At 31.2% G+C, this 22,595-nt stretch carries 23 protein-coding genes; all 23 read left to right on the top strand.

Features of this window, described 5'->3' with window-relative positions; all coding sequences use genetic code 11:
• Positions 1-140 precede the first annotated feature (140 nt).
• The gene (locus tag E0I61_RS13290) at positions 141-1,262 is read left to right on the top strand and encodes a serine hydrolase domain-containing protein (RefSeq protein WP_132071990.1); all 1,122 of its coding nucleotides are present in this window, start codon (positions 141-143) and stop codon (positions 1,260-1,262) included.
• A gap of 186 nt (positions 1,263-1,448) precedes the next feature.
• Entirely contained in the window at positions 1,449-2,414 is a 966-nt protein-coding gene (locus E0I61_RS13285) for an NAD(P)-dependent alcohol dehydrogenase (protein ID WP_132071988.1), read from the top strand.
• On the top strand, positions 2,411-2,650 hold the full coding sequence (locus E0I61_RS13280) for a hypothetical protein (RefSeq protein ID WP_132071986.1): 240 nt from the start codon (positions 2,411-2,413) through the stop codon (positions 2,648-2,650). Before E0I61_RS13285 ends, E0I61_RS13280 begins: the two co-directional genes overlap by 4 nt.
• A 343-nt stretch (positions 2,651-2,993) precedes the next feature.
• The gene (locus E0I61_RS13275) at positions 2,994-3,587 is read left to right on the top strand and encodes a Crp/Fnr family transcriptional regulator (protein WP_132071984.1); all 594 of its coding nucleotides are present in this window, start codon (positions 2,994-2,996) and stop codon (positions 3,585-3,587) included.
• 52 nt (positions 3,588-3,639) lie between these two features.
• Positions 3,640-4,059, top strand: a complete 420-nt coding sequence (locus E0I61_RS13270) for a hypothetical protein (RefSeq protein WP_205728759.1) — start codon at positions 3,640-3,642, stop codon at positions 4,057-4,059.
• A complete protein-coding gene (locus E0I61_RS13265; protein ID WP_132071982.1) occupies positions 4,052-4,471 on the top strand; it encodes a hypothetical protein in 420 nt (139 codons plus the stop codon). Before E0I61_RS13270 ends, E0I61_RS13265 begins: the two co-directional genes overlap by 8 nt.
• 584 nt (positions 4,472-5,055) lie before the next feature.
• Complete coding sequence (locus tag E0I61_RS13260) at positions 5,056-5,718, top strand: DUF2461 domain-containing protein (RefSeq protein ID WP_132071980.1); 663 nt, start codon at positions 5,056-5,058, stop codon at positions 5,716-5,718.
• Positions 5,719-6,174: 456 nt separating this feature from the next.
• Positions 6,175-6,330 (top strand): YqaE/Pmp3 family membrane protein, encoded by a 156-nt coding sequence (locus E0I61_RS16600; RefSeq protein WP_165930231.1) that lies wholly within the window; start codon positions 6,175-6,177, stop codon positions 6,328-6,330.
• Positions 6,331-6,661: 331 nt separating this feature from the next.
• The gene (locus E0I61_RS13250; RefSeq protein ID WP_131993544.1) at positions 6,662-7,171 is read left to right on the top strand and encodes a hypothetical protein; all 510 of its coding nucleotides are present in this window, start codon (positions 6,662-6,664) and stop codon (positions 7,169-7,171) included.
• A 399-nt stretch (positions 7,172-7,570) separates the two neighbouring features.
• A complete protein-coding gene (locus tag E0I61_RS13245) occupies positions 7,571-7,963 on the top strand; it encodes a hypothetical protein (RefSeq protein ID WP_131993541.1) in 393 nt (130 codons plus the stop codon).
• Between the two features lie 1,059 nt (positions 7,964-9,022).
• Positions 9,023-9,892, top strand: coding sequence for an ABC transporter permease (locus tag E0I61_RS13240; protein ID WP_132071978.1), 870 nt, complete (start codon positions 9,023-9,025; stop codon positions 9,890-9,892).
• 84 nt (positions 9,893-9,976) lie between these two features.
• Positions 9,977-11,251, top strand: a complete 1,275-nt coding sequence (locus E0I61_RS13235; RefSeq protein WP_132071976.1) for an ABC transporter ATP-binding protein — start codon at positions 9,977-9,979, stop codon at positions 11,249-11,251.
• 7 nt (positions 11,252-11,258) lie between these two features.
• Positions 11,259-12,224, top strand: a complete 966-nt coding sequence (locus E0I61_RS13230) for an FkbM family methyltransferase (RefSeq protein WP_132071974.1) — start codon at positions 11,259-11,261, stop codon at positions 12,222-12,224.
• Positions 12,225-12,246: 22 nt separating this feature from the next.
• Positions 12,247-13,482 (top strand): glycosyltransferase family 4 protein, encoded by a 1,236-nt coding sequence (locus tag E0I61_RS13225; RefSeq protein WP_132071972.1) that lies wholly within the window; start codon positions 12,247-12,249, stop codon positions 13,480-13,482.
• A gap of 1 nt (position 13,483) precedes the next feature.
• Positions 13,484-14,575 carry a glycosyltransferase WbsX family protein gene (locus E0I61_RS13220; protein ID WP_132071970.1) on the top strand — a complete coding sequence of 364 codons (1,092 nt, stop codon included), beginning with the start codon at positions 13,484-13,486 and terminating at the stop codon, positions 14,573-14,575.
• 109 nt (positions 14,576-14,684) lie between these two features.
• Positions 14,685-15,536: a glycosyltransferase gene (locus E0I61_RS13215; protein ID WP_132071968.1), complete on the top strand. Its 852-nt coding sequence runs from the start codon at positions 14,685-14,687 to the stop codon at positions 15,534-15,536.
• Positions 15,530-16,435, top strand: a complete 906-nt coding sequence (locus E0I61_RS13210; protein WP_132071966.1) for a glycosyltransferase family A protein — start codon at positions 15,530-15,532, stop codon at positions 16,433-16,435. Before E0I61_RS13215 ends, E0I61_RS13210 begins: the two co-directional genes overlap by 7 nt.
• Positions 16,428-17,378, top strand: a complete 951-nt coding sequence (locus E0I61_RS13205) for a glycosyltransferase family 2 protein (RefSeq protein ID WP_132071964.1) — start codon at positions 16,428-16,430, stop codon at positions 17,376-17,378. The genes E0I61_RS13210 and E0I61_RS13205 overlap by 8 nt, the downstream gene beginning before the upstream one ends.
• Positions 17,379-17,411: 33 nt before the next feature.
• Positions 17,412-18,434: a glycosyltransferase family 2 protein gene (locus tag E0I61_RS13200; protein WP_132071962.1), complete on the top strand. Its 1,023-nt coding sequence runs from the start codon at positions 17,412-17,414 to the stop codon at positions 18,432-18,434.
• Between the two features lie 70 nt (positions 18,435-18,504).
• Positions 18,505-19,254 (top strand): class I SAM-dependent methyltransferase, encoded by a 750-nt coding sequence (locus E0I61_RS13195; protein ID WP_165930230.1) that lies wholly within the window; start codon positions 18,505-18,507, stop codon positions 19,252-19,254.
• A complete protein-coding gene (locus tag E0I61_RS13190; RefSeq protein WP_235832125.1) occupies positions 19,254-20,201 on the top strand; it encodes a glycosyltransferase family 2 protein in 948 nt (315 codons plus the stop codon). The genes E0I61_RS13195 and E0I61_RS13190 overlap by 1 nt, the downstream gene beginning before the upstream one ends.
• Positions 20,198-21,304 carry a non-hydrolyzing UDP-N-acetylglucosamine 2-epimerase gene (gene wecB / locus E0I61_RS13185; protein WP_132071958.1) on the top strand — a complete coding sequence of 369 codons (1,107 nt, stop codon included), beginning with the start codon at positions 20,198-20,200 and terminating at the stop codon, positions 21,302-21,304. Before E0I61_RS13190 ends, wecB begins: the two co-directional genes overlap by 4 nt.
• Positions 21,305-22,549 (top strand): glycosyltransferase family 1 protein, encoded by a 1,245-nt coding sequence (locus tag E0I61_RS13180; protein WP_132071956.1) that lies wholly within the window; start codon positions 21,305-21,307, stop codon positions 22,547-22,549.
• Positions 22,550-22,595: the final 46 nt, after the last annotated feature.

Below are 22,595 nucleotides of genomic sequence, written 5' to 3'. Positions count from 1 at the left end.
AGCAAACACCATAGAAATCTTCAACTACAAAATAAAATATGAAAATTAACATCCTACTTTTTATCACCTTATTTGGATTAAACGCTCTAGGGCAATCAAAAATTGATAATGAAACATCCTTAATTTTAGAACAATAACATATGACAAAATTTTCATTCATCTTTTTTGTATTTCTTTATGTTCATTCTTTTGGACAAAAAAAATCAAATGCAAACAAAAATAATTTTGATAAATCTGTATATCATTCAATGGATACAGTTGCAGACTCTTTTCTAAAAAAATCAGGAGCTAATTCTGTTTCGATTGCCATTGTCAAAAATAAAAAAACTTATATAAAGCACTACGGAGAGTTGGATAAAGGAAAAGCTAATAAAGCAACCAATCAAACACTTTTTGAAATAGGCTCTACAACTAAAGTATTTACAGGAACGCTTATGGCTAATGCTGTATTAGAAAATAAAATTGGATTAGATGACGATATTAGAAAATATCTGAATGAAGATTTTTCTAATTTAGAGTTTCAAGGCAAGCCAATAAAAATAAAGGATTTACTTGTCCATAGAAGTGGAATACAAACACCTTTTCCTGTTACTCAACAAATAAGAGATAAATACCCTGCTGAACGTTTCCTTTATTATAAAAACAGACTCGATAAAGCGTATACTAAAGAACTTTTCTTAGCTGATTTACGAAAAGCAAAAGTAGATTCACTTCCGGGAACTGGCTATAAGTATGGTGCTTTAACACCAGAATTGTGTGCTTATATTTTAGAAAATGTATATAAAAAAAGTTACGATGACCTATTAAACGAGGAGATTTTTAAAAAAGCAGGAATGAAATCTACAAAACTTAATTTAGGAAATAACGAAATTCTTGCAAATGGCTATAATGCAAAAGGCGATACTATGGAACCTTTAACTATAAGTATTTGGGGAGCATCAAAATTTCTAAAATCAACAACGGATGATTTAAGTAAATTTATCAAGTTTGAATTAAATTCAAATAATAAGGTTGTTATTGAATCTCATAGAAGAGTTTATTCCAACATAAATATGGGATATTTTTGGGACACTGTAACAGATAATAATGGCAATACAAACTATATAAAAGACGGTGGTTCAAATGGAATTTCTAATGCACTTAAAGTTTTACCAAAATACAATTTTGGTATCTTAATTATTGCAAATCAGAATGATAGAAATACAGGCACAAACATAGAAGATGCTTTAAATAAATTAGAAATTACTTTAAAAGAAAATTAAAAAACCTACCGCTAACAGCTACTACAAAGGATTTGGGCAATTGGCTTAATGGAAAGTTGGTTTTGTATTTGGGATGATTTGGCAAATCAGAAAATAGGGCTTAATTTAGTCCCAAACCCGCTGTAGTAGAGGGATGTTAGTGACAAATATAGGAAACAACCTAAGAAAAAACAGAATATTTAGAAAATGAGAGCAATTGTATATTCCAAATATGGAGCACCGGAAGTTGCCAAATTGTTGGAAGTTCCTAAACCATTACCGAAAGACAACGAAGTATTGGTTAAGGTTTATTCGTCAACGGTAACCCGTACTGATTCCGGTTTCCGTAGTGCTGAATATTTTATTTCACGATTTTGGACTGGACTGTTGCGACCAAAATATCAAATACTGGGTTGTGAATTTTCTGGTATAATTGAAGAAATTGGGCAGCATGTAACAACATTTAAGAAAGATGATAGAGTTTTCGGGTTTAATGATAAAACCTGTGGAGGACATGGAGAGTATTTAACAATTACTGAAACTGATGCCATTACAACTATGCCTGACGGCTTTAGCTTTGACGAAGCTGCAGCCTTTACAGAAGGCGCACATTATGCCTTAGTAGATATAAGAGCAGCAAAAGTTGAACGTGGACAAAATGTTTTAGTTTACGGAGCAACTGGTGCTATTGGTTCTGCGGCTGTGCAATTATTAAAGCATTTTGGAGCAATAGTAACAGCAGTATGTAATACAAGAAATGTAGGTCTGGTAAAATCTCTTGGTGCAGATACTGTAATTGATTATGAAACGCAGGAATTCACAAAGACAAATGATAAGTTTGAATTCATCTTTGATGCAGTTGGAAAAAGTTCATTTGGACAATGCAAGCCTTTATTAACTGCAAAGGGAATTTACATTTCAACCGAATTAGGGAAAAACGGAGAGAATCTGCTTTTTGCTTTGACCACACCGCTTTGGGGAGGCAAAAGACTTTTATTTCCAATTCCATCCATCTCTAAACAAGACGTAGTATTTTTGAAAGAACTTGCTCAAAAAGGTGAATTTAAACCAGTAATTGACAGACAATATAATTTAGACCAAATTGTAGAGGCATATAAATATGTTGAATCTGGACAAAAGACTGGGAATGTAGTAATAAAAATAGCAGAATGAGAATGACAGAAACTGCTATATGTGTGCCCATAACCTACATAGAGCAAATCTTCAAAGTACCTAATACTATGACTGAAATAGAACAATTCATAAGTGCAAAAATCAAACCTGAATTCGAGCCAATTTTCTCAAATTTTAGAGATTTGATAAAGAAAAAGTTCCCCACCTTACAAGAAGAAATGCGAGGTGGGACGGAAAAGTATTATGTGTTCCTGTTTACAGACAGAACAAAATAGTAATTACAGTTAGCCCAACAAAAAAAGGTATAACGTTCTCATTTTCGGAAGGAAAACAATTTGAAGATAAGCACGGGCTATTGGAAGGAGTAGGAAATAAAACTTTAAATCTTAGAATATCAAGTATAAGCGATTACTCTGAAGAAGTTCTTGTATATTATATTAGGCAAGGAATTGAAATTGATGATAAGAAAACAACGACCCGCTAACAGCACCTACACGCAAGCAGGGGTTTGGTGCATCGTAGGACAAAGAAGTGCTAAATTTGAAATGCAGTTCTTCGTAGGAAGTTCAGTGGTAAAAAAAACTGCGTGCGTGTAGCTGCAAACCGTCATACTTCATCATGAAAAACACTATCGACATAGAGAACGTAATCGAAACAATAAGCGAAAATTATTCGCTCTTGACTGACGATTGCAAAAACGACTTAAAGAAGTCTAGTACATTATTTAGTCTTGACAAATTATCATCGCTGGTAAAAGAAGGACAGTTTGCAGACAAAATGTATTTCATTGTTACTGGCAGTTTAAGAGCATTCTACACAAAAGACGGAAAAGAAATAACCGATTGGTTTGCATTTGAAGGAGACTTTGTAAGTTCAATCAACAGTTTTTATCAAGATTGCCCAAGTAAGCATACTATCGAATTGCTCGAACCTACGACTTTTTTAGAAATCACAAGAGAAACCATCTTTGCATTGACAGACAAACATCATTGTTTTGAAAGATTAGGACGAATTGCTGTAACCAAAACAATGCTTCAACTTCAAGAAAGGATTGTATCCATACAATTTGAAACGGCACAACAGAAATATGAGAATCTGATATATGTCCGTCCAGATATTAATCAAAGAGTACCACTAACACATATTGCATCTCATTTAGGAATTACACTTGAAACTTTAAGCAGAATTCGGAATCCTAAAAACCGAATTTGATTTATATCAAATGGAGTCTGTTTTTTTATAAAGACATTTGCAAAAAAACAAAATGAAAAAGATAAACATTTCAATTTTATTTGCAAATATCCTAACGGGTTTAGCCTTTTTGGCACACACAATTGGTGGCGATATAGAAATAAACAGCATTCAACCTGCCATTAACATAAATAATTGGGCCGAAAAGCAACAAATTTGGACAATGGCAAGATGCGGTTGGCATTGGATTTCATTTGATTTATTATTCGCCTCCATTGCTCTTGCTCTCGTCAATTTTACTAACTTTTTTGATAACAAAAAAACTATTTTGCAATTGTTATTATGCTACTTTTTTGGATATGCCATTGTTTGGTTACTCTTAATTTTAATTTCAAATTCTTTTCCGGACAATTTCCTAAAACTAGGACAATGGATGTTGTTATTAACCATTAGCGGCCTTATTTATTATGGAACAAAAAAACAAAATGCTTAGACTTGCAGGATACATAAGCTTAATCATTGGATTTGGACATATAGTTAAACTTTTATGGGCTGACCAAATGTTTCAGGTAACTGGAATTAGTCCCGAAATGAAAGCGCTTTCTCTAATCCATTTTTCTTTGCCTTACGTATTGACAATTTTTGTTGCAGTATGCTTTTTCATATTCGGATTATATGGTCTTTCGGCAGATAATAAATGCAGAAAGCTACCTTTTCAGAAAATTGTAATTTATATGATTGCAGGTGTTTATATTTTTCATGGACTGGGCGAACTCTCTTTTAATTTTAACAAACTCAACACAAACTGGTTTCTTGAAACAAGTTATTCACTCATCGCAGTACTAATTGGATTATTATTTTTAATTGGCGGTCTGAACAAATGGAAATTTGCGACTGAAAAATAACAACCTCATAACAAGTGTTTTGCAAAATTGGGATAGATGTGCTAAATTTGAGTATTAGACTTCTAATTAACATTTGTGCATTCAAAGCCCAAAAACGTTGGTGGTCATTGTAACGAACAACATCACAAGAAATGAAACGAATAATTACATTTTTGACTTTGACATTTTTAACCTTGACTTCATGTAACGAATCTGGTGCTTGATTGCATCGAGTGCCTACTTAAATTTTCCCGCTGGAGCTCGTTTGTCAACGTTCTTTGGTGTTTGATTGCATCGAGTGCCTACTTAAATTGCTTGGTAAATCGTAGCATTTGTAACGCGGTTAATGACAAGAAATTGTATTTTGCACTTGGGCAGCTATTGGTGCTTTGCACTTGCCGCCCGCAGCTAATCGAAGGTTGCAGGAAAGAGTTTGAATTATAGTTTAAATCGCACATATTTACTTTCTAATTAATAAAATAAAGTTCGTTTGAAGGTTTTTAAACGAACTGATGTTATACGTAAGCTTAAAAAACAACCCGAAAAGACAATTAACATTTGAAACAAATGAGAAAAATATTAAAACTTTTGACCTGTATAGTATTATGAAAAGGGGATTGGAATTTCTTAAACAGATAAAAGAAAATAACAATCGGGAATGGTTTGCTATGCATAAGCCAGAATACGATACGATTGTGAAAGAAAACAAAATTTTTTTCGATCAGATTTATTCCGAACTTCAAAAACACGATAGTTTAAAAGGAATCCACGTTTTTAGAATTTACAAAGATGTTCGTTTTTCCAAAGATAAATCTCCTTATAAAACTAATTTAGGAGCTGGATATTCTCGTAGAAAACCAATGTTAAGAGGAGGTTATTATATTCATTTAGAGCAAAATAATAGTTTTGTTGGAGGAGGTTTTTGGGCTCCAAATAGTGAAGATTTACTTCGTATCCGTAAAGAATTCGAAATGGATACAACAGAAATCGAAAGGATTACTTCCGACAATACTTTCGTAAAATATTTCGGAGAACTAAAAGGAGAAGATGGAGTGAAAACTGCTCCGAAAGGCTTCGATAAAAATCATCCTGCAATTAATTTGATTAAGAAAAAGCAATTTGTAGTGATGAGAAAATTTACAGACAAGGAAGTTTTATCTGATGATTTTCAGAAAGAAACGATTGCAACATTTTTAGCAATGAGACCTTTTTTCGATTATATGAGTGAATTACTTACTACGGATTTAAATGGAAAACCTTTATTCTGAAAGGATGCAAATAAACCAAATGTAACAGTCCCCCAGCAGGCAGCATTAAGTAACACGGGCGCTAGCGCGATGCGTCCCACTCGTGTCACAAGCTGAGTATTTACAGTACTAAAAACAAAAAAGCAACCTCTTAACTGGGTTGCTTTTGTTGTTACGGGATATCTTTTAGGGTTTTTAGTTCTCAAAAATGGTATTTAAAACTGGTTTAACCTCTTAAAAACCTAAAGATTTAAACACAGCTATTGTAAGCCTAACGGATGACATTGAAATTGTTTTTTAAAACGATACATCACTTTCAGAAATAATAAAAATAGTACCGATATTGTACTCTTGAAAAAAGACATTAAAAACTTTATGGACCTACAGAGAAAGGACCTCCCAAATTATTAATAAGGATGGGTGAGGGTTCAAATCCTCCTACTTTTAGGAATAAATTAATAAATTAATAAATAAAATATGAGATACGTTTTAGCTTTTTTTCTGCCCTGGTTGTCCTTGTTGTTACAAGGTAAAATTGTATCGGGCATTTGTTGTTTAATTTTACAAATCACAATAATAGGCTGGATTCCTGCTTTGGGCTTTTACGGCTTTGAACAGAATGTATGCCGATAGAAGAACAACAAAAATTATCATGGAAATGAGAAGAGTGAATTGAACCGTAGCTCTTAGGGGTTCGACTCCCCACTGGAGCTCGTTTGTCAGTTCTTTGGTGCTTGATTGCATCGAGCGCCTACTTAAATTGCTTGGTAAATTGTAGCGTTTGTAACGCGGTTAACAACCGCTCATTGCTAATCAAACGTTCCCGGCAGAGTTTGAATTGTAGTTTAAATCCTGTATGTTTACTTTCTAATGCACTAAATTTAGATGCGTTTGAAGGTTTATCCCGAGGCTTCGGGAGAATTGACGTTAGTAATAAACTGCGACCGAAACTTAAAAAAAAATTATGGAAAAATACGTACGACAATTAATTACAATAGAATTTGATGACAAAAAAGAAATCTTCAGCGGTTTTCTGATTGATTGGACTGAAGATTGGATTTTGCTGAAAAATAATCCGGTCGATTTTATAATTGATGGCTACACTATCTTAAAAAACAAAAATGTGAAGGCCATTATTCAAGATAAGGATCATGAATTCACGGAAAGGGTAATTAAATTGAAAGGGTTAAAAACAAGCGCCGAAGAAATAATCCCTCTTAAGGATTTGTCTTCCATTATACATTTTTTAGCAAGTAAATACGAGATTTTTCAAATTGCAACAAAGTCAGATAAAGCAGTTTATCTTGGTAAACTCATAGAACTGAATGAGGAAGAATTACTAATAGATTTTTTGGGTACCGAAGGGGAGTTTGAGGGCGAAATGAGTTTTAAGCAAAACAAAATAAGAGTGATAGAATTTGATACTGATTATATCAATTCTTTGAAACTAATTGTTAACGAAGAAAAGTCATGAAGAGAGAAAACATTAATCCTAAAAAAAAGGAGGCCTTTTTAAAGGGCCTCCGATTGTAGATTCTGATTTACCATTTATCAACTCATACCGTTCAGTATGAAATGACTATTTGAATAAGCTTCTCTTTTCAGATGGTTTTACTCAAGTGATTAATCAAAACCACACTCAAAGATACAACTATATAAATAGTAAATAATTAGAAATAAACTCTTTAACTATTAATTAACCTGTTTTTTATTAGCTACAGTAAATTTCACTTCTTTAATTCAACCTTTGAATTGTAAATCATATTAAAATCTGTTTAATTTACTGATACAAAATATCTAACCCCAAATCAAACTCATTTACAATCAGAGAACTTGTAGAAAAGATGGAAGAATTATAATAAAAAATTTAACTATGAAAAGAATTTTATTACTTTTAATTTGTTTTACCGCTTTATCTTTTTCCCATAAAAATATTGAAGAATATAATTTCATTGGAAAATGGGAAGGTATCGACAAAGGTAAAACTGGATGTATTATTTTTGAAAAAGATGGAACTGCATCGATAAAAATTGGTGATGACATTTTAGGAGGTAAAGATTATTATATAAACGGAAAAAAAGCAACTATTACTTATGTTATCGATACTACAAGAAAACCGATCAATATTGATTTTATCATGCATTCAGAAGGTTATGAAGTACCTGGAAAATTATCATTTATTGCAGAAATAATTGATAATAATTCTTTTAAGATAGTAAGTGTTAAAGGAAATAATTCAATGCTATTAACAAGGATTCAAGAATAACTGCGCACAATAGCTAAATCGCAGCACGAACAATGAACTTGTGTTGAACGGAACTGGAGGTAGTTTTAAAAAGACTATTTTTTAGCTGTGGGATTTGAAAACTAGAATTATACTATGTAGGGATAGATGCTGAGAGGCATCTTTTTTTGTTTTTATAGCGATACGGAATACTTGTCAATACGGGATTAATAGTTGTCAAAAACGGAGGAATTGATTTCATGCTAAAGAATGACTTTCTGCACGTTCTCTATTTGACGTATGGAATGGTATATGATAATAGGAATAGTTGTGGCTTGGTTTTTAGGTCTTTACCTGAAAGGGAAGGTTTATGACCATTTGAGGAATAGGCATTATAATGATAGCTGGAAGAGTAGGAGGAAGGAGTAGGAAGTGATCAGTAATCAGTGGTCAGTGAAAAAGTGAGTAGTAATTAGAGAGTCGTGAAAAGTGAAAATGTCCTTCGGCAAGCTCAGGATGACAGTTAGAAGTGAGAAGTGAAAAGTGAGAAGAAAAAATCAAGTATCAGATTTCAATATCAAACGTTTAAAAGTTCAGGATTCGATTTTCGGGTTTTGGGTTGTGAGGAGTCGGTATAATTTTCGTTCTACCCCGACCCTAAAGGAGCTGAAATTTAGAGCTTATATTCTGTATGAGAGATTGATGGATTAAACCAAAAGTATATGGATAAGCTTTCATCTATTAATATTGTCGATAGATTGTTAATTATTGTTGTTGTTATTTATAAATGAATAGTATATTCGCTGAAAACTACTCTTATTAGCAAATAGGCTTTGCCTTCATACTGTTAGTTAGAGCAGCGAAGCGTGCCCGGAAGTTGTGTTTTTTTAGAGGTTATCATTCTATTCATTAATTGAAAAAAACATAATACCTCAAAATAAATACGATCCATTTTTTAAGAAAAACTAAGTACAAATTATTTATATTTGCTTCGTAATGATACTTTTAATTAATAAAATAGGACATCTCTCGTCTCTCGACTGCGCTCGAGATGACACGCTCGAGATAATAAAATTAACGTTACGATTTTAGCATAAACCAATGAACCAACCCGAACATACCAATACCACGTGGCTGTTTGAAATAACACCTAAAAATAAATTCTTCTCACTGAATCTTAAAGAAGTTTGGCAGTACCGTGATTTGCTGATGCTTTTTGTGAAAAGGGATGTGGTTACCGTATATAAGCAAACGGTTTTAGGGCCGCTGTGGTACTTAATTCAGCCTTTATTTACTTCAATTACCTTTACCATTATTTTTAATAATTTAGCAGGAATTGATACCGGAACGGTGCCTCCATTTTTGTTCAATTTGGCTGGAATTACCGTTTGGAATTATTTCACGTCATGTCTTACAGGGACCTCAAATACCTTTGGTGCCAATGCGGGAATTTTTGGGAAAGTCTATTTTCCCAGACTGATTGTGCCTATCTCCATAGTAATTTCTAATTTGATTAAATTTGGAATTCAATTTGTAATATTTATAGCATTTTATATTTTCTATTACCTAAAAGGAACTACAGTTGGACTAAATGGTTCTGTGGTATTCTTTCCTTTGTTAATTGTACTGATGGGCGTTTTAGGATTGGGATTGGGCATGTTGATCTCTTCCTTGGTTACTAAATACCGAGATTTCAGTAACCTAATTGGCTTTGGCGTGCAATTGCTGATGTATTTGTCTGCCGTGATGTATCCCATGGCATTAATCAAAGAAAAATTGCCTACTTACGGATGGTTGGTTCAATATAATCCTTTAGCCTATATAATAGAAACTGCGCGGTATATGTTGCTGAATGTAGGACACATTTCTATTTGGGGATTAGGCTATACGTTTTTGGTTACCGTAGGGGTCTTTTTTGTAGGTGTATTGATCTTTAATAAGACCGAGAAGAGTTTTATTGATACTGTTTAGATTTATTATTATTATTATTATTATTGAAATTGTCTATTACACGATTAGCCAAATAAACAATTACACGATTAACCTATTTCAACTTTGAAAAAAGACATTATATTAAAAGCCGAGAATATTTCCAAACAATACCGCTTGGGACAGGTAGGCACGGGCACGTTGAGTCACGACTTGAACCGATGGTGGCATCAGGTGCGAGGGAAGGAAGATCCGTATTTGAAAATTGGCGATACCAATGATAGAAGTACTAAAGGTGAGAGTGATTACGTTTGGGCATTACAAGATATTAATTTTGAAGTGGAACGTGGAGAAATTTTGGGGATTATAGGCAAAAACGGAGCTGGGAAATCTACATTACTTAAGATATTATCACGAGTTACGGCACCCACTACAGGAAGTATTAAGTTTGGTGGTCGTGTGGCTTCATTGCTTGAGGTAGGTACTGGATTTCATGGTGAAATGACAGGTCGTGAAAACATATTTCTTAATGGAGCTATTTTAGGAATGACCAAAAAAGAAATCGCCTCTAAGATTGACGAAATTATTGATTTCTCAGGCTGTGAACGGTATATTGATACGCCCGTAAAACGCTACTCCAGCGGGATGTATGTGCGTTTAGCTTTTGCAGTAGCCGCATTTCTCGAGCCTGATATTTTGATTGTAGATGAGGTATTGGCCGTGGGTGATGCAGAGTTCCAGAAGAAAGCGATTGGTAAAATGCAGGATATTTCTAGAACAGGAGGAAGAACCGTTTTGTTTGTGAGTCATAATATGGCGGCGGTAAAGAGTTTGTGTACTAGAGGGATTTTGCTAGAAAACGGTAAGATTAAAGATGTAAATAATATTAGTAGTATAATTTCCAACTATTTATTATTGAATTCGGATTCAAGTGCTGAATGGAAAAGAGAAATTAAAACTGAAAGTGATTTATTTTTTGATAGAATTTATGTTTCAAATTCACATTCACAAATTACAAATCAAATTGCATCAGGAGAAGATTTTACAATAAATATTTTTTTGAATGCCCTCACCAGTATTAGTAATTCTACAGTTTCAGTTAAGTTTGTAAATGCTGAGGGCATTGCAGTTTTCACAACTTCTGTACACGATTATGATAATGATTTTGAAGTCATTAAAAAAGGTAAATATGAATTAATTGCCAATATATCAAAAAATATTCTTTTGCCAGGAAGTTATAATTTAGTTATTGCTTGTTTCGTTTCAAGAACCAAACTTTTTGATATTTTAGAAGAAAAAATATCAATTAAAATTGAGGATTTGGGTGTTAAAAAAAGAGATTTAGACAGAGAAGGGTTTGTTGTGCCAAACTATAAATGGGATTTTTTAAAATTAGAATAACTTCCAAATGAAAATTAATATCTATCATAGCATAATTTATAATTTTTTATTAAAGACTTATAAGTTAAGAGATAAGCAAGGTTTTTTGGGGAAATGTTGGTTTTTGCTTTGGAATTATTCATCTAAATTTTTTTCTGGTGCTGTATCAACTACAATTCATGGGTATAGTGTTAAAGTTAATAATGGTAATTCATATGCTCTTTATGCAAGATTGTTTCCAAATTATAACAATCCATTATTACAACTTGTCGATTCGGTTTACGAGTTATATAATCGAGAACTCTCTATAATTGATATTGGTTCAGCTGTTGGTGATACTAATTTATTCTTGATAAAGAATTTACCTGGTAAAATTGAAAAATTTTACTGTGTAGAAGGTGATTTTGAGTTTTTTAAATATTTAAAAGAAAATAAAAAATACTTCCCTGAAAGTTACTTGTTTAATGTGATGCTAAGTGAATCTGACAATAACAAAATCGGTAGTTTGGTAAAAACTCATTTAGGAACAGCAAGTGCTATTGGAGAAGAAAAAGTTAAAGCAATAAGTTTAGATACACTTTTGTTTGATAAATTAAAAGGAGGAGTTGATATAATAAAAATAGATGTTGATGGTTTGGATGGAAGAATTTTGAAAGGTTCTGAAAAAATATTGCAATTTCATAAACCTTTTATTATTTTCGAATGGCATCCAATTATGATAAAAAAAACTCAAAATGATTTTCATGAACATTTTGAAATACTTACTAAATTAGGGTATGATAGATTCTTATGGTTTAATAAGTATGGAGATTTTAGTCATTTTAGTTCAAATGAGAGTTATTCAAATCGTGAAGAGTTGATTGAATTATGTTTAAGAAATTTACATGATTATGATTGGCATTATGATATAATTGCCATACACTCTGGATCAGAGATCGATATTTTGAAAATTGCAGAGTTAAAAAAAGCAAAATCAAAATTATCAAGTTTTTAGTTTATAATTTATAATATTTGATATGAACGTATTGTTTGATGCTACTTGGATTGGAACTCATTTGAAGCAAAATGCTATGCATGGAGGTTTGAGAGTAATTTATGAACTAATTAAAGGACTTGAAAACTCTAGTGAAGTTGATTTATTTTACTCATCAAACAAACATGATCTAGCCATAATTAATAACTTGATTTCATTTATTGAAGAAAATAATTATTCTAATTCCCTAAATAAAATTGCAAATAATCAGAATGAAATATTTAAGTTAATCCATTCTTTAAATGCAAAAATTGATTCTTATTTAGTAAGAAATTGGGATATCCATTGTTCATTATCACTAAATCATTTTGATAAGCATAAGCTGAAAATGATGGATATTTATCATTCTCCAATAGAAGCTATACCAAATGAGATTAAAAAATATAAAAATATTAAAAGAGTTTTTACGTCTCATGATATAATGCCATTTGTTAGACCAGATTTGGCACCTAAAAGTTTCGCAGAGATTTTAAAACCGGCTTATGATTCAATCGATAGAGAAACTAATATTATATGTGTGTCTGAATTTACTAAATCTGAATTATTAAATTATAGAAAAGACTTAAATGAAAATCAAATAGAAGTTGTTTATTTAGGTGCTAATAAAAATGTATTTTTTCCAAATCTTTCCAAATTAGATTTCTTATTAATATCTCAGAAATATGATTTTAAGTTCGAAAAATATTTATTATGCTTAAATAGGAACCAAAAGTATAAAAATACAGAGCATATTATTGAAGCATATATTAAAGTAGTAAATTATAATAAAACTTCAGATTTAGGATTAGTTTTAATTGGGACATTTGAAAATATTGAGGCAAAAAAGATATTTATAGATAAATATAGCGTATATAAAAACATTCATTTTATAGAGTATGTTCCTGATGTTGAGTTGTCAGTTTTTTATTCAAATGCTTTAAGTTTTGTGTATATGTCACTTTATGAAGGTTTTGGGTTGCCTATAATTGAAGCAATGCAATGTGGGACTCCAGTAATTTCATCAAATCAAGCCTCTTTACCAGAAGTTGTTCAAAATTATGGTATTTGTATAGATCCATTTGATGTAGAATTATTAAGCGATCAAATGTATACAGTTATGAATGACTCCGAATTATCAAAAAAATTAGCGGTTAAATCCCTTGAAAGAGCTACCTTTTTTTCTTGGGAGAAGAATTTGGAAGAAACTGTTCAGGTTTACAAAAAAATAATAAATAATTAAAATGTCTAATAAAATAAAGCCCATAGCTATTTATCTCCCTCAATTTCATCCCATTCCAGAAAATGATTCTTGGTGGGGAAAGGGTTTTACAGAATGGACCAATGTTACAAAAGCCCAACCAAGATTTGAAGGGCATTATCAACCTCATTTACCAGCTGATTTAGGGTTTTACGATTTGAGATTAGAGGAAGCAAGACTTGCTCAGGAAGCAATGGCCAAAGAATATGGTATTTATGGTTTTTGTTATTATCATTATTGGTTTAATGGGAAAAGAATTTTGCACGAACCTTTGGATAGAAAGCTTCAAAATCCTAAGGAAGATTTTCCATTCATGATGTGTTGGGCTAATGAGAACTGGACTAGGACTTGGGATGGCTCAGATAATGCGATATTATTAAAACAGGATTATAGTGAATCAGATGATTATGAACACATTCAGTTTTTATGTGATATTTTTAAGGATAAAAGATATATAAGAGTTGATGGAAAACCTTTTTTTGTGTTTTATAGAGTAAACTTGTTTCCAGATATTAAAAAAACATTAGAATTATTTAGAAAAGAAGCTAAAAGACTAGGAATAGGAGAACTTTATTTGGCATGTATGGAAAGTTATGGCGAGGCTGTAGACTCCTCTTCAATGGGTATGGATGCTACTATAGAATTTCCTCCTCATAGCAGATTTGGTTATGACAATATTAGAAAAAAACCTTCTCTTTTTTCGTATTTGAAGTGTAAATTAACAGGAGAAATCCCTATTGAATATATTCATCATGTAGTAGATTATAGAGAATTTGCCGAAAATTTTCTTTCACAATCACAACCGCCTTATAAATGTTATCCTTCTATTACTCCTATGTGGGATAACACTGCGCGTAAAAAAGACCGGGGATTAATTTTGACTGATAGTACACCTGAAATCTATGAGTGGTGGCTTATTGAAACACTAAAAAAATATAAACCATTTTCAGAAGAAGAAAATTTTATTTTTATAAACGCATGGAATGAATGGGCAGAAGGAAACCATCTAGAGCCTTGTAGAAAATGGAAGCATAGTTACCTAGAAGTAACTAAAAGGGTTTTAGATAGGTTTTAGATATTCTAATAAATATTAAATTAGTAACTAAATATTTTGATGTAATGAGATGCAGAAAAAGTTTTTTTCAAAATCATAATATTTGTTTTTTTATGATTAAAAAAATTAAATGGTTTCAATAATAATTTGTTCACGAGAAAACACAATTTCACAAGAGCTTTCAGTTAATATTGCTGAAACAATTGGCTGTGCTTACGAATTGATTGTTATTGATAATTCTCAAAATCAATATTCTATTTTTGAAGCTTATAATTTAGGGATTGAAAAAAGCTCAGGTGAATTTTTATGTTTTATCCACGACGATATTTTTATACATACTAATGATTGGGGTACTATTATAAATCATATTTTTAGTGAGAATCAAGATATTGGATTGATAGGAGTGGCTGGAGCAAAAATTAAAACAAAAATACCTTCGGCTTGGTGGGATTGTGCGGAAAATCAAAAAGTCATTCATATCATCCAGCATTTTCCTAATCGGGAAAAGAAAAAATGGAATTTTGGATTTGAAAATGAGCAAAATACTGAAGTAGTTGCCATTGATGGGGTTTTCATGACGATGCGTAATGATAAATGTATTTATTTTAATACTAAAATGAAGGGATTCCATAATTATGATTTAAATATTTCAATGGAGTATAAGAAGCAGGAATATAAAATAATAGTCACAAATGAAATCTTGTTAGAGCATTTTTCATTAGGAACCGTAAACGAAGCATGGGTTCGTTCTACTTATGAAATTCATAAGATATATAGAAAGCTGTTACCTTTAGGCAAACGTGAAAAACCGATTAGTAAAAAAGTAGAAGTAGCCAACGCAAAACGGTTTATAGAGGAAAGCCTTAAATACAGTTTAAACAAAATAGCGATTTCTGTTTGGATGCAACTTTTTTATTTGAATCCAATATCAAAATATCATTATAGGTTTTGGAAAAGAATACTGAAAAAGAAGTTATGTTAGCAATAATTATCCCTTATTTCAAACTCACTTTCTTTGAAGCAACCTTACGGTCTTTAGAAGTTCAAACAGATAAAAGATTTAAAGTATATATTGTTAATGATGCGAGTCCAGAAGACCCTACTGGTTTGTTAGAAAAGTATAAAGGAAAATTTGATTTTGTCTATCATAGATTTGAAGACAATCTGGGAGGAATATCTTTAGTACAACAATGGGAACGATGTATTGCGATAACGGGAGATGAAGAATGGATTATGATTTTGGGAGATGATGATGTATTGGGAGAAACGGTAGTTGCTTCGTGGTATGAAAATTATGAGATATTTAATGAAAAATCAAATGTAGTCCGTTTTGCCTCTAAAGTAATTACTGAAGAAACAGGTGCGGTTTCGCATACTTATATGCATCCTGTTTGGGAAGCAGCGACGGATTCCTTTTACAGGAAATTGGAATATTTAACAAGAAGTTCCTTGTCAGAATATGTTTTTTCAAAAGCCTCGTATTTAAAATATGGTTTCTATAATTATCCTTCAGGTTGGTACAGCGATGATAAAGCTTGGATAGATTTTGCAGGAAATAAACCAATTTTTTCAATCAATGAAAGTGTTGTGTCTATAAGAAACTCATTTTTAAATATTTCTAGCAGAAAAGATAATTTAGAGGTGAAAAATAAAGCAGAAATGGTTTTTTATAGATTTATGATTTTAAATAAATTGAATTTTTATAAAAAGGAACAGCGATTAAAGTTGATTAGAAAATATGAAGATTCAATTAAAAAATCAAAAAATTTAACGATAAGAGAATGGTTGCTGCTTACCTATTTTTATTTAAAATTTTTTGATCTTTATTCTTTTAAAAAATTTATTAAAAGACTGGTAAAAAATTTATTACGATATGAATAATCCATTACTATCTATTATTATACCAGTTTATAATAGGGCGGATCTTATTGAAGAAACATTAGAAAGTATTTTATGTCAAACCTATACTAATTGGGAATGTATCCTTGTTGATGATTGGAGTACCGATGATTCGTTAAACGTAATGCAGAAGTATCAAAAAAAAGATGCTCGTTTTAAAGCTTTTTTGAGACCAATAGAATTAAATAAAGGAGCAAATTCATCTCGTAATTATGGTTTTTTACAAGCTAAGGGTTCTTATATAAAATGGTTTGATAGCGATGATATTATGTTACCAAACCATTTGGAAACTGCCTGTAGAATTATTATTTTAAATAGATTAGATTTCGTCATTACGGATCTTATTAATTTTAAGCATGAAGACGGAGCTATTTTAGATAAACCGTATAATTTTGACAGGAATAAAGCAGTTATTTCAGCTGAAAATTTTGCTTTATATAGAATAGGATGGACTACGGTTGATTTTTTAGGTACCAGAGAAATAGTAGAAAAAATAAAATTTAATGAATATATCGTTGATGGAGATGAATATAACTTTTTTATAAAACTTTTACACCAACCCTGTAACGGAATGTTTATAAATGAGTTATTAACACTGAGACGGATTCATTCAGGTTGCATAACAATTCAAAACGAACAAAATAAGACCGGTTATTTATCTATTAAGGCAGTAATAAAATTTCAAACGGCCAATGATTTGGTTGTTTTTAATGACTATAATCTCATCCGTTGGTTTTTGTCAGGTTATATGCATTTAGCATTTTCACTAGCTAATGAAAAAGAGTTCATCCCTTTTTGTAAACCTGCTTTTAAATTAATTTGTAAGTATTATTCTTTTTTAAAAGGATGTGCTTTTATTCTAGCCTTAGGCTCCGTAAAATGGTTTGGTAAAGGATATAGGATTTTAAAATATGCGCGAAAATGAGTTTATGCAATCAATCTATTTAAGATTTAATTGATGGAAAACAATAAATTTATATCAATAATTCTTCCTGTTTATAACGGGGAGAAATATCTTGCAGACTCAATTGAAAGTTGTCTTAATCAGACATATAGGAATTTAGAACTAATAATAGTTAATGATTGTTCCACCGATAATACATTTGATATTGCTAATCGATATGCTGCTGCTGATGATAGAATTAGAATTATAAATAATAAAGAAAATAAAAAACTTCCAGCTAGCTTAAATATTGGACACAAGGAATGTAAGGGTGATTTTATTACTTGGACAAGTCATGATAATTTATATGAATTAAATGCACTTGAAGTATTACTAAACGAAATTTTAAAAGAAAATACTGATATAGTTTATAGTGATTTTGTTTTAATTGATGGACGAGGAGATAAATTGAGAGAAGTTCAGCTTCCTGGAATTGAAAATATAATTTTCGGTAATTTTATAGGTACTTGTTTTTTATATAGAAAAGAAGTTTATCAAAGAAATAATGGGTATAATGATTTTTTTTTTTTAGTTGAAGATTATGATTTTTGGTTGCGATCAGTTTTACATAGTTCTTATAGCCATGTAAAAAAAACATTATATTACTATAGAAAGCATAGTGAAAGTTTGACCAACCAAATTATTACAAATGATAATGAAAATAAACTTTGGAAGGAAAATATAAATAAGATGTACGTTAATTTTTGTAAAATAATAATGGTCACTGATTATGATAAAGTTTCGGAGTTACTTTCAAATAATTTGACTCATCAAAAAATAGATTTAGAATGGATTATAAATAATCATTTTGAAATTCAAAATTTCAAGATGAAATTAAAGCAAAATCAAAATTTTGGAAAGAACGTATTAATAGAAAAAGTCTTTTTGGAAATGATAATTAAAGTTATGATTTCAGACCATAATCATAAAAATAATTTTTTAAGACTAGTATTTATTGTAAAAAAATATGCTTCTTCTTTGGATAAAAAAAATATTAAAACTTTAATTAAATATTCTTTTTTTAATTTTAAGTATTAGTAATATTATATGTGATGTCAATTATTTATTTTAGAAGTTGAAAATAAGTAACAATTAATAAATGGGTGAAATGAATAAAAAAATAAAAAAAAGTATTAAAAATATTTTAAGTTTTTCACCATATTTGGTATATCAAACTTTAAAAAAGATCAATAAACAAGATAGATGTATTAAAGATCAAAAAAAACTCATTGACAATTATATAAGAAATAATGATGTAAAAAAAATGCAAATTGGTTGTGGTTCAAATTATCTGGAAGGTTGGTTGAATACAGATCTAAATTATAATGATAAAGTTACTTTTCTTGATGCAGGAACAAAGTTTCCTATTGAATCAGAAACTTTTGATTATGTATATTCGGAACATCTTTTTGAACATTTAGAGGTCGAGGAACAACTCAATATGTTAGAAGAAAGTTTTCGAGTCCTAAAAAAAGGAGGCGTAATGCGAATAGCCACACCCTCTTTAGAATTTTTATTTAAATTATATGCTAATCCAAACACACAAGAAAATAAACATTATGTTAATTGGGCGGTAGAAAATATTCCAAATTTGAGAATAGTGAATAATTCAATTGTAGATATTGAGGAACAATATTGCTATGTAATAAATAATTTTTTTAAAGCATGGGGGCATCAAATGATACATAATTATACAAGTATAGAAAAATTAGCATTACAATGTGGTTATTCACAAGTTATAAATTGTAATGTAGGAGAAAGTAATTATGAAATGTTGAGAAATATAGAAAAGCATGGTGCAATTATACCTGAAGAGATAAATTTAATTGAAACCATGGTTGTTGAAATAGTAAAATAATGAATTTTATCATTCCTAAAGTAACTATTATAATGGCCACCTACAATAGAGCTCGTTTTATTGTAGAAACTCTTGAATCTGTACAAAACCAGTCTTTTTTGGATTGGGAATGTTTGATTATTGATGATGGTGGTACTGATAACACTTTTGAAGTTGTTGCTCCAGTTTTAGAACAAGACAAACGTTTTCAGTTCTTAAAACGTCCTGATATTTATTTAAAAGGTTTGCCGGGTTGTCGTAATTACGGATTGGATTTGGCCAAAGGAGAGTATATTATTTTTTTCGATGATGATGATATCGTTCATCCTCAAAATTTAGAGCTTTGTGTTTTAGAATTGACTAAAAATGATACATCATTTTGCAGGTATATTCGAAATGTTTTTTTTGATGATTTTGATTTTGATTTTGATTATTTAGAAGTTTATGCATCTTTTTATATAGACCTAAAAGATATAGAAAGGATATTAAAAAATGAACTTCCTTTTAATTCTTGTGCTGTGATGTGGAAAAAAGAGTGTTTTGCAAACCTTCGGTTTGTGGAACATTTGATGTATGCCGAGGAATGGGAATTGTATTCCAGAATAATATCCTCAGGAATTAGAGGAATATCTATAGACAAATGTTTGTTTTTTGGACGAAAACATCCTGATTCTAATACGGGGGAATTTTATAGAAATGATCCAATCAGGAGAGCATCATATGCAAAAGCTATTCTATTAGTAGTAGGAAACCTGAAGGAAAAACAATTACTTTCGTATTCTCTAAAGCGTTATTTTGTTCAAATGTCCTTGGGTTTCAAAGAATTTAATTTATTTAATCAAATTTTAGATATTCTTGAATTGCCTACATTTGAAAAATTAAAATGGCAGATTTTCTATGGGACATTGCCTTTACGTTTATTGGCTTTTGGAAAATGGAAGAAAATTAAAAAATTGTATAAAAAATGAAAATTCTATTCTGTTTTGGCACACGACCGGAAGCCATCAAAATGGCACCACTGTATCACGAACTCCAGAAAAGCAATTTTGAGGTAAAAGTTTGTGTGACAGCACAACATCGTGAAATGCTGGATCAGGTTTTGGATTTTTTTGGAATAGTTCCAGATTATGATCTGGATTTAATGCAACCCAATCAGACCTTAAACCGTCTAAGTGCTTCTATTTTATTTAACATGGATGAGGTACTTAAGGATGCACAACCCGATTTGGTATTGGTACATGGAGATACGTCGACTTCCAGCATGGTAGCTTTGGCAACTTTTCATTTAGGCATAAAAGTAGGACATGTAGAAGCAGGGCTGCGTACTTACAATAAACAGGCTCCTTTTCCGGAAGAAATCAACAGGCAAATCACCAGTAGAATAGTTGATTTTCATTTTACCCCTACCCAAGCCGCTACCCAAAATTTATTGAATGAAGGGATTCGCCCAAAATATATTGTCGAAACTGGCAACACGATAATTGATGCTTTATTATGGACGATTGACAAGATAGGAGATGTTAATTATGTTCACCCAGAAATTGAGCGATTAAAAAAATGTATTTCCCTCAATAAAAAAATTGTATTGGTAACAGGACATCGCAGAGAGAATTTTGGTGAAGGTTTTGAAAACCTTTGCGAAGCATTGTTGAGTGTTTCAGAAAGAGACGATGTTGTTATTATATATCCTGTGCATTTAAATCCCAATGTTAAAGAGACTGTATATGGGAAATTGGCAAATACATCAAATATTTATCTTATACCGCCGGTTTCTTATCCTGCCTTTGTTTGGCTGATGCAACAATCATTTTTGATTGTAACGGATTCTGGTGGCATTCAGGAAGAAGCGCCATCTATAGGGAAACCTGTTTTAGTTACTAGAACTGTTTCGGAAAGACCAGAAGGAGTGAAAGTAGGATTTTCAACTTTGGTAGGCACAGATACACAAAAAATAGTAGATAGTATTCATTCGATATTAGATAATTTTACAAGCTTTGATGGATTGAAAAATCCTTATGGTGCGGGTGATGCTTCGCAAAAGATTGTAACTTTTTTATTAAACAAAGACTAAATGAGAATACTTGTAGTGGTTGATTCCATAAATATTGAAGACAGTAGTGGTTCTAAAGCCAATGTGGCGTTGATTAGAAACCTGAAAAAAGCCGGGTTTGAACTATTAGTGTACCATTATTCAAGAAAAAAAATCAATCTTGACGGGATTGCATGTGTCTCCATAAAAGAAATCAAGTTTTCTTTCTTGTATTTTTTAAGTAGGACCCAGAGGGAAATTTCAAAAATAACCAAAATCAATAGTAACCCAAAAATCGAATCCCTTTTCGGATTTTCTTTTACTTTTTTTAATGATGTGAAAAGTATCAAAAAAGGCTTGATGAATATTCAAAATTTCCAGCCGGATTGGGTGCTTACGTTAAGTATAGCCTCAAGTTTCAGACCACATAAAGCACTTTTGGGATTGCCTCAATGGCATTCTAAGTGGCTGGCTTATGTGCATGATCCGTATCCGATGCACAGTTATCCAAGGCCATATGATTGGGTAGAGCCGGGACATCAATTCAAAAGAGATTTTTTTTGGCAAATTACTGAGAAATCAAAATATGTTTTATACCCAAGTAAGATTTTGTCCGAATGGATGGGAGGGTATTATTATAATCAATACGGGAAGGAAATAATTATTCCTCATCAAATTTTCAATGAAAATAAGGATATTGACTCTATTTTAGTACCGACTTTTTTCAATCCCAATGATTTCAATATTTTGCATGCGGGGAGTATGATGGATGCCCGTAATCCAATAACACTCGTTGTTGCTTTTGAACTTTTTTTAGCTCAAAATCCAGATGCTAAAAGTCATGCTAAACTGCTGTTTATTGGAAATAAATCTTCTTTTGACACGTTTATTAGAGATAAACAAAAAACTCTCTCTCAGGTTTTTCGGAGTGATGACTACTTACCCTTTCAAGAGGTAATGGCAATGCAGGAAGCAGCAGCGGTCAATGTCATTTTGGAAGCTATCGGACCCATAAGCCCATTTTTGCCAGGAAAATTCCCGCATTGTATTCAGACCCAGAAACCAATTCTTTTGTTAGGACCTTATTACAGTGAGTCTAAAAGGCTGTTAGGGGAAGAATATCCCTATTGGAGTGAAGTAAATGATATTGAAAAAATCCAGTCGCATATTAATAAATTATATCAGAGCTGGTTAGAAAATAAAAATCTAATAATGAATAGACCCGATTTGATGTATTACCTTTCTCCAAAATATTTAAGAAAAACTTTAATAGAATTGAAACCTTAATGGATTTAATCGATAGTGAAGTAAGACAAAGAATAAAATTTATTAT

It is taken from the genome of Flavobacterium ranwuense (genome assembly GCF_004349315.1).
GTDB classification, from domain to species: Bacteria; Bacteroidota; Bacteroidia; order Flavobacteriales; family Flavobacteriaceae; genus Flavobacterium; species Flavobacterium ranwuense.
Note: the sequence above shows the minus strand (reverse complement) of the source record. Positions and strands in the feature narration are given on the sequence as shown.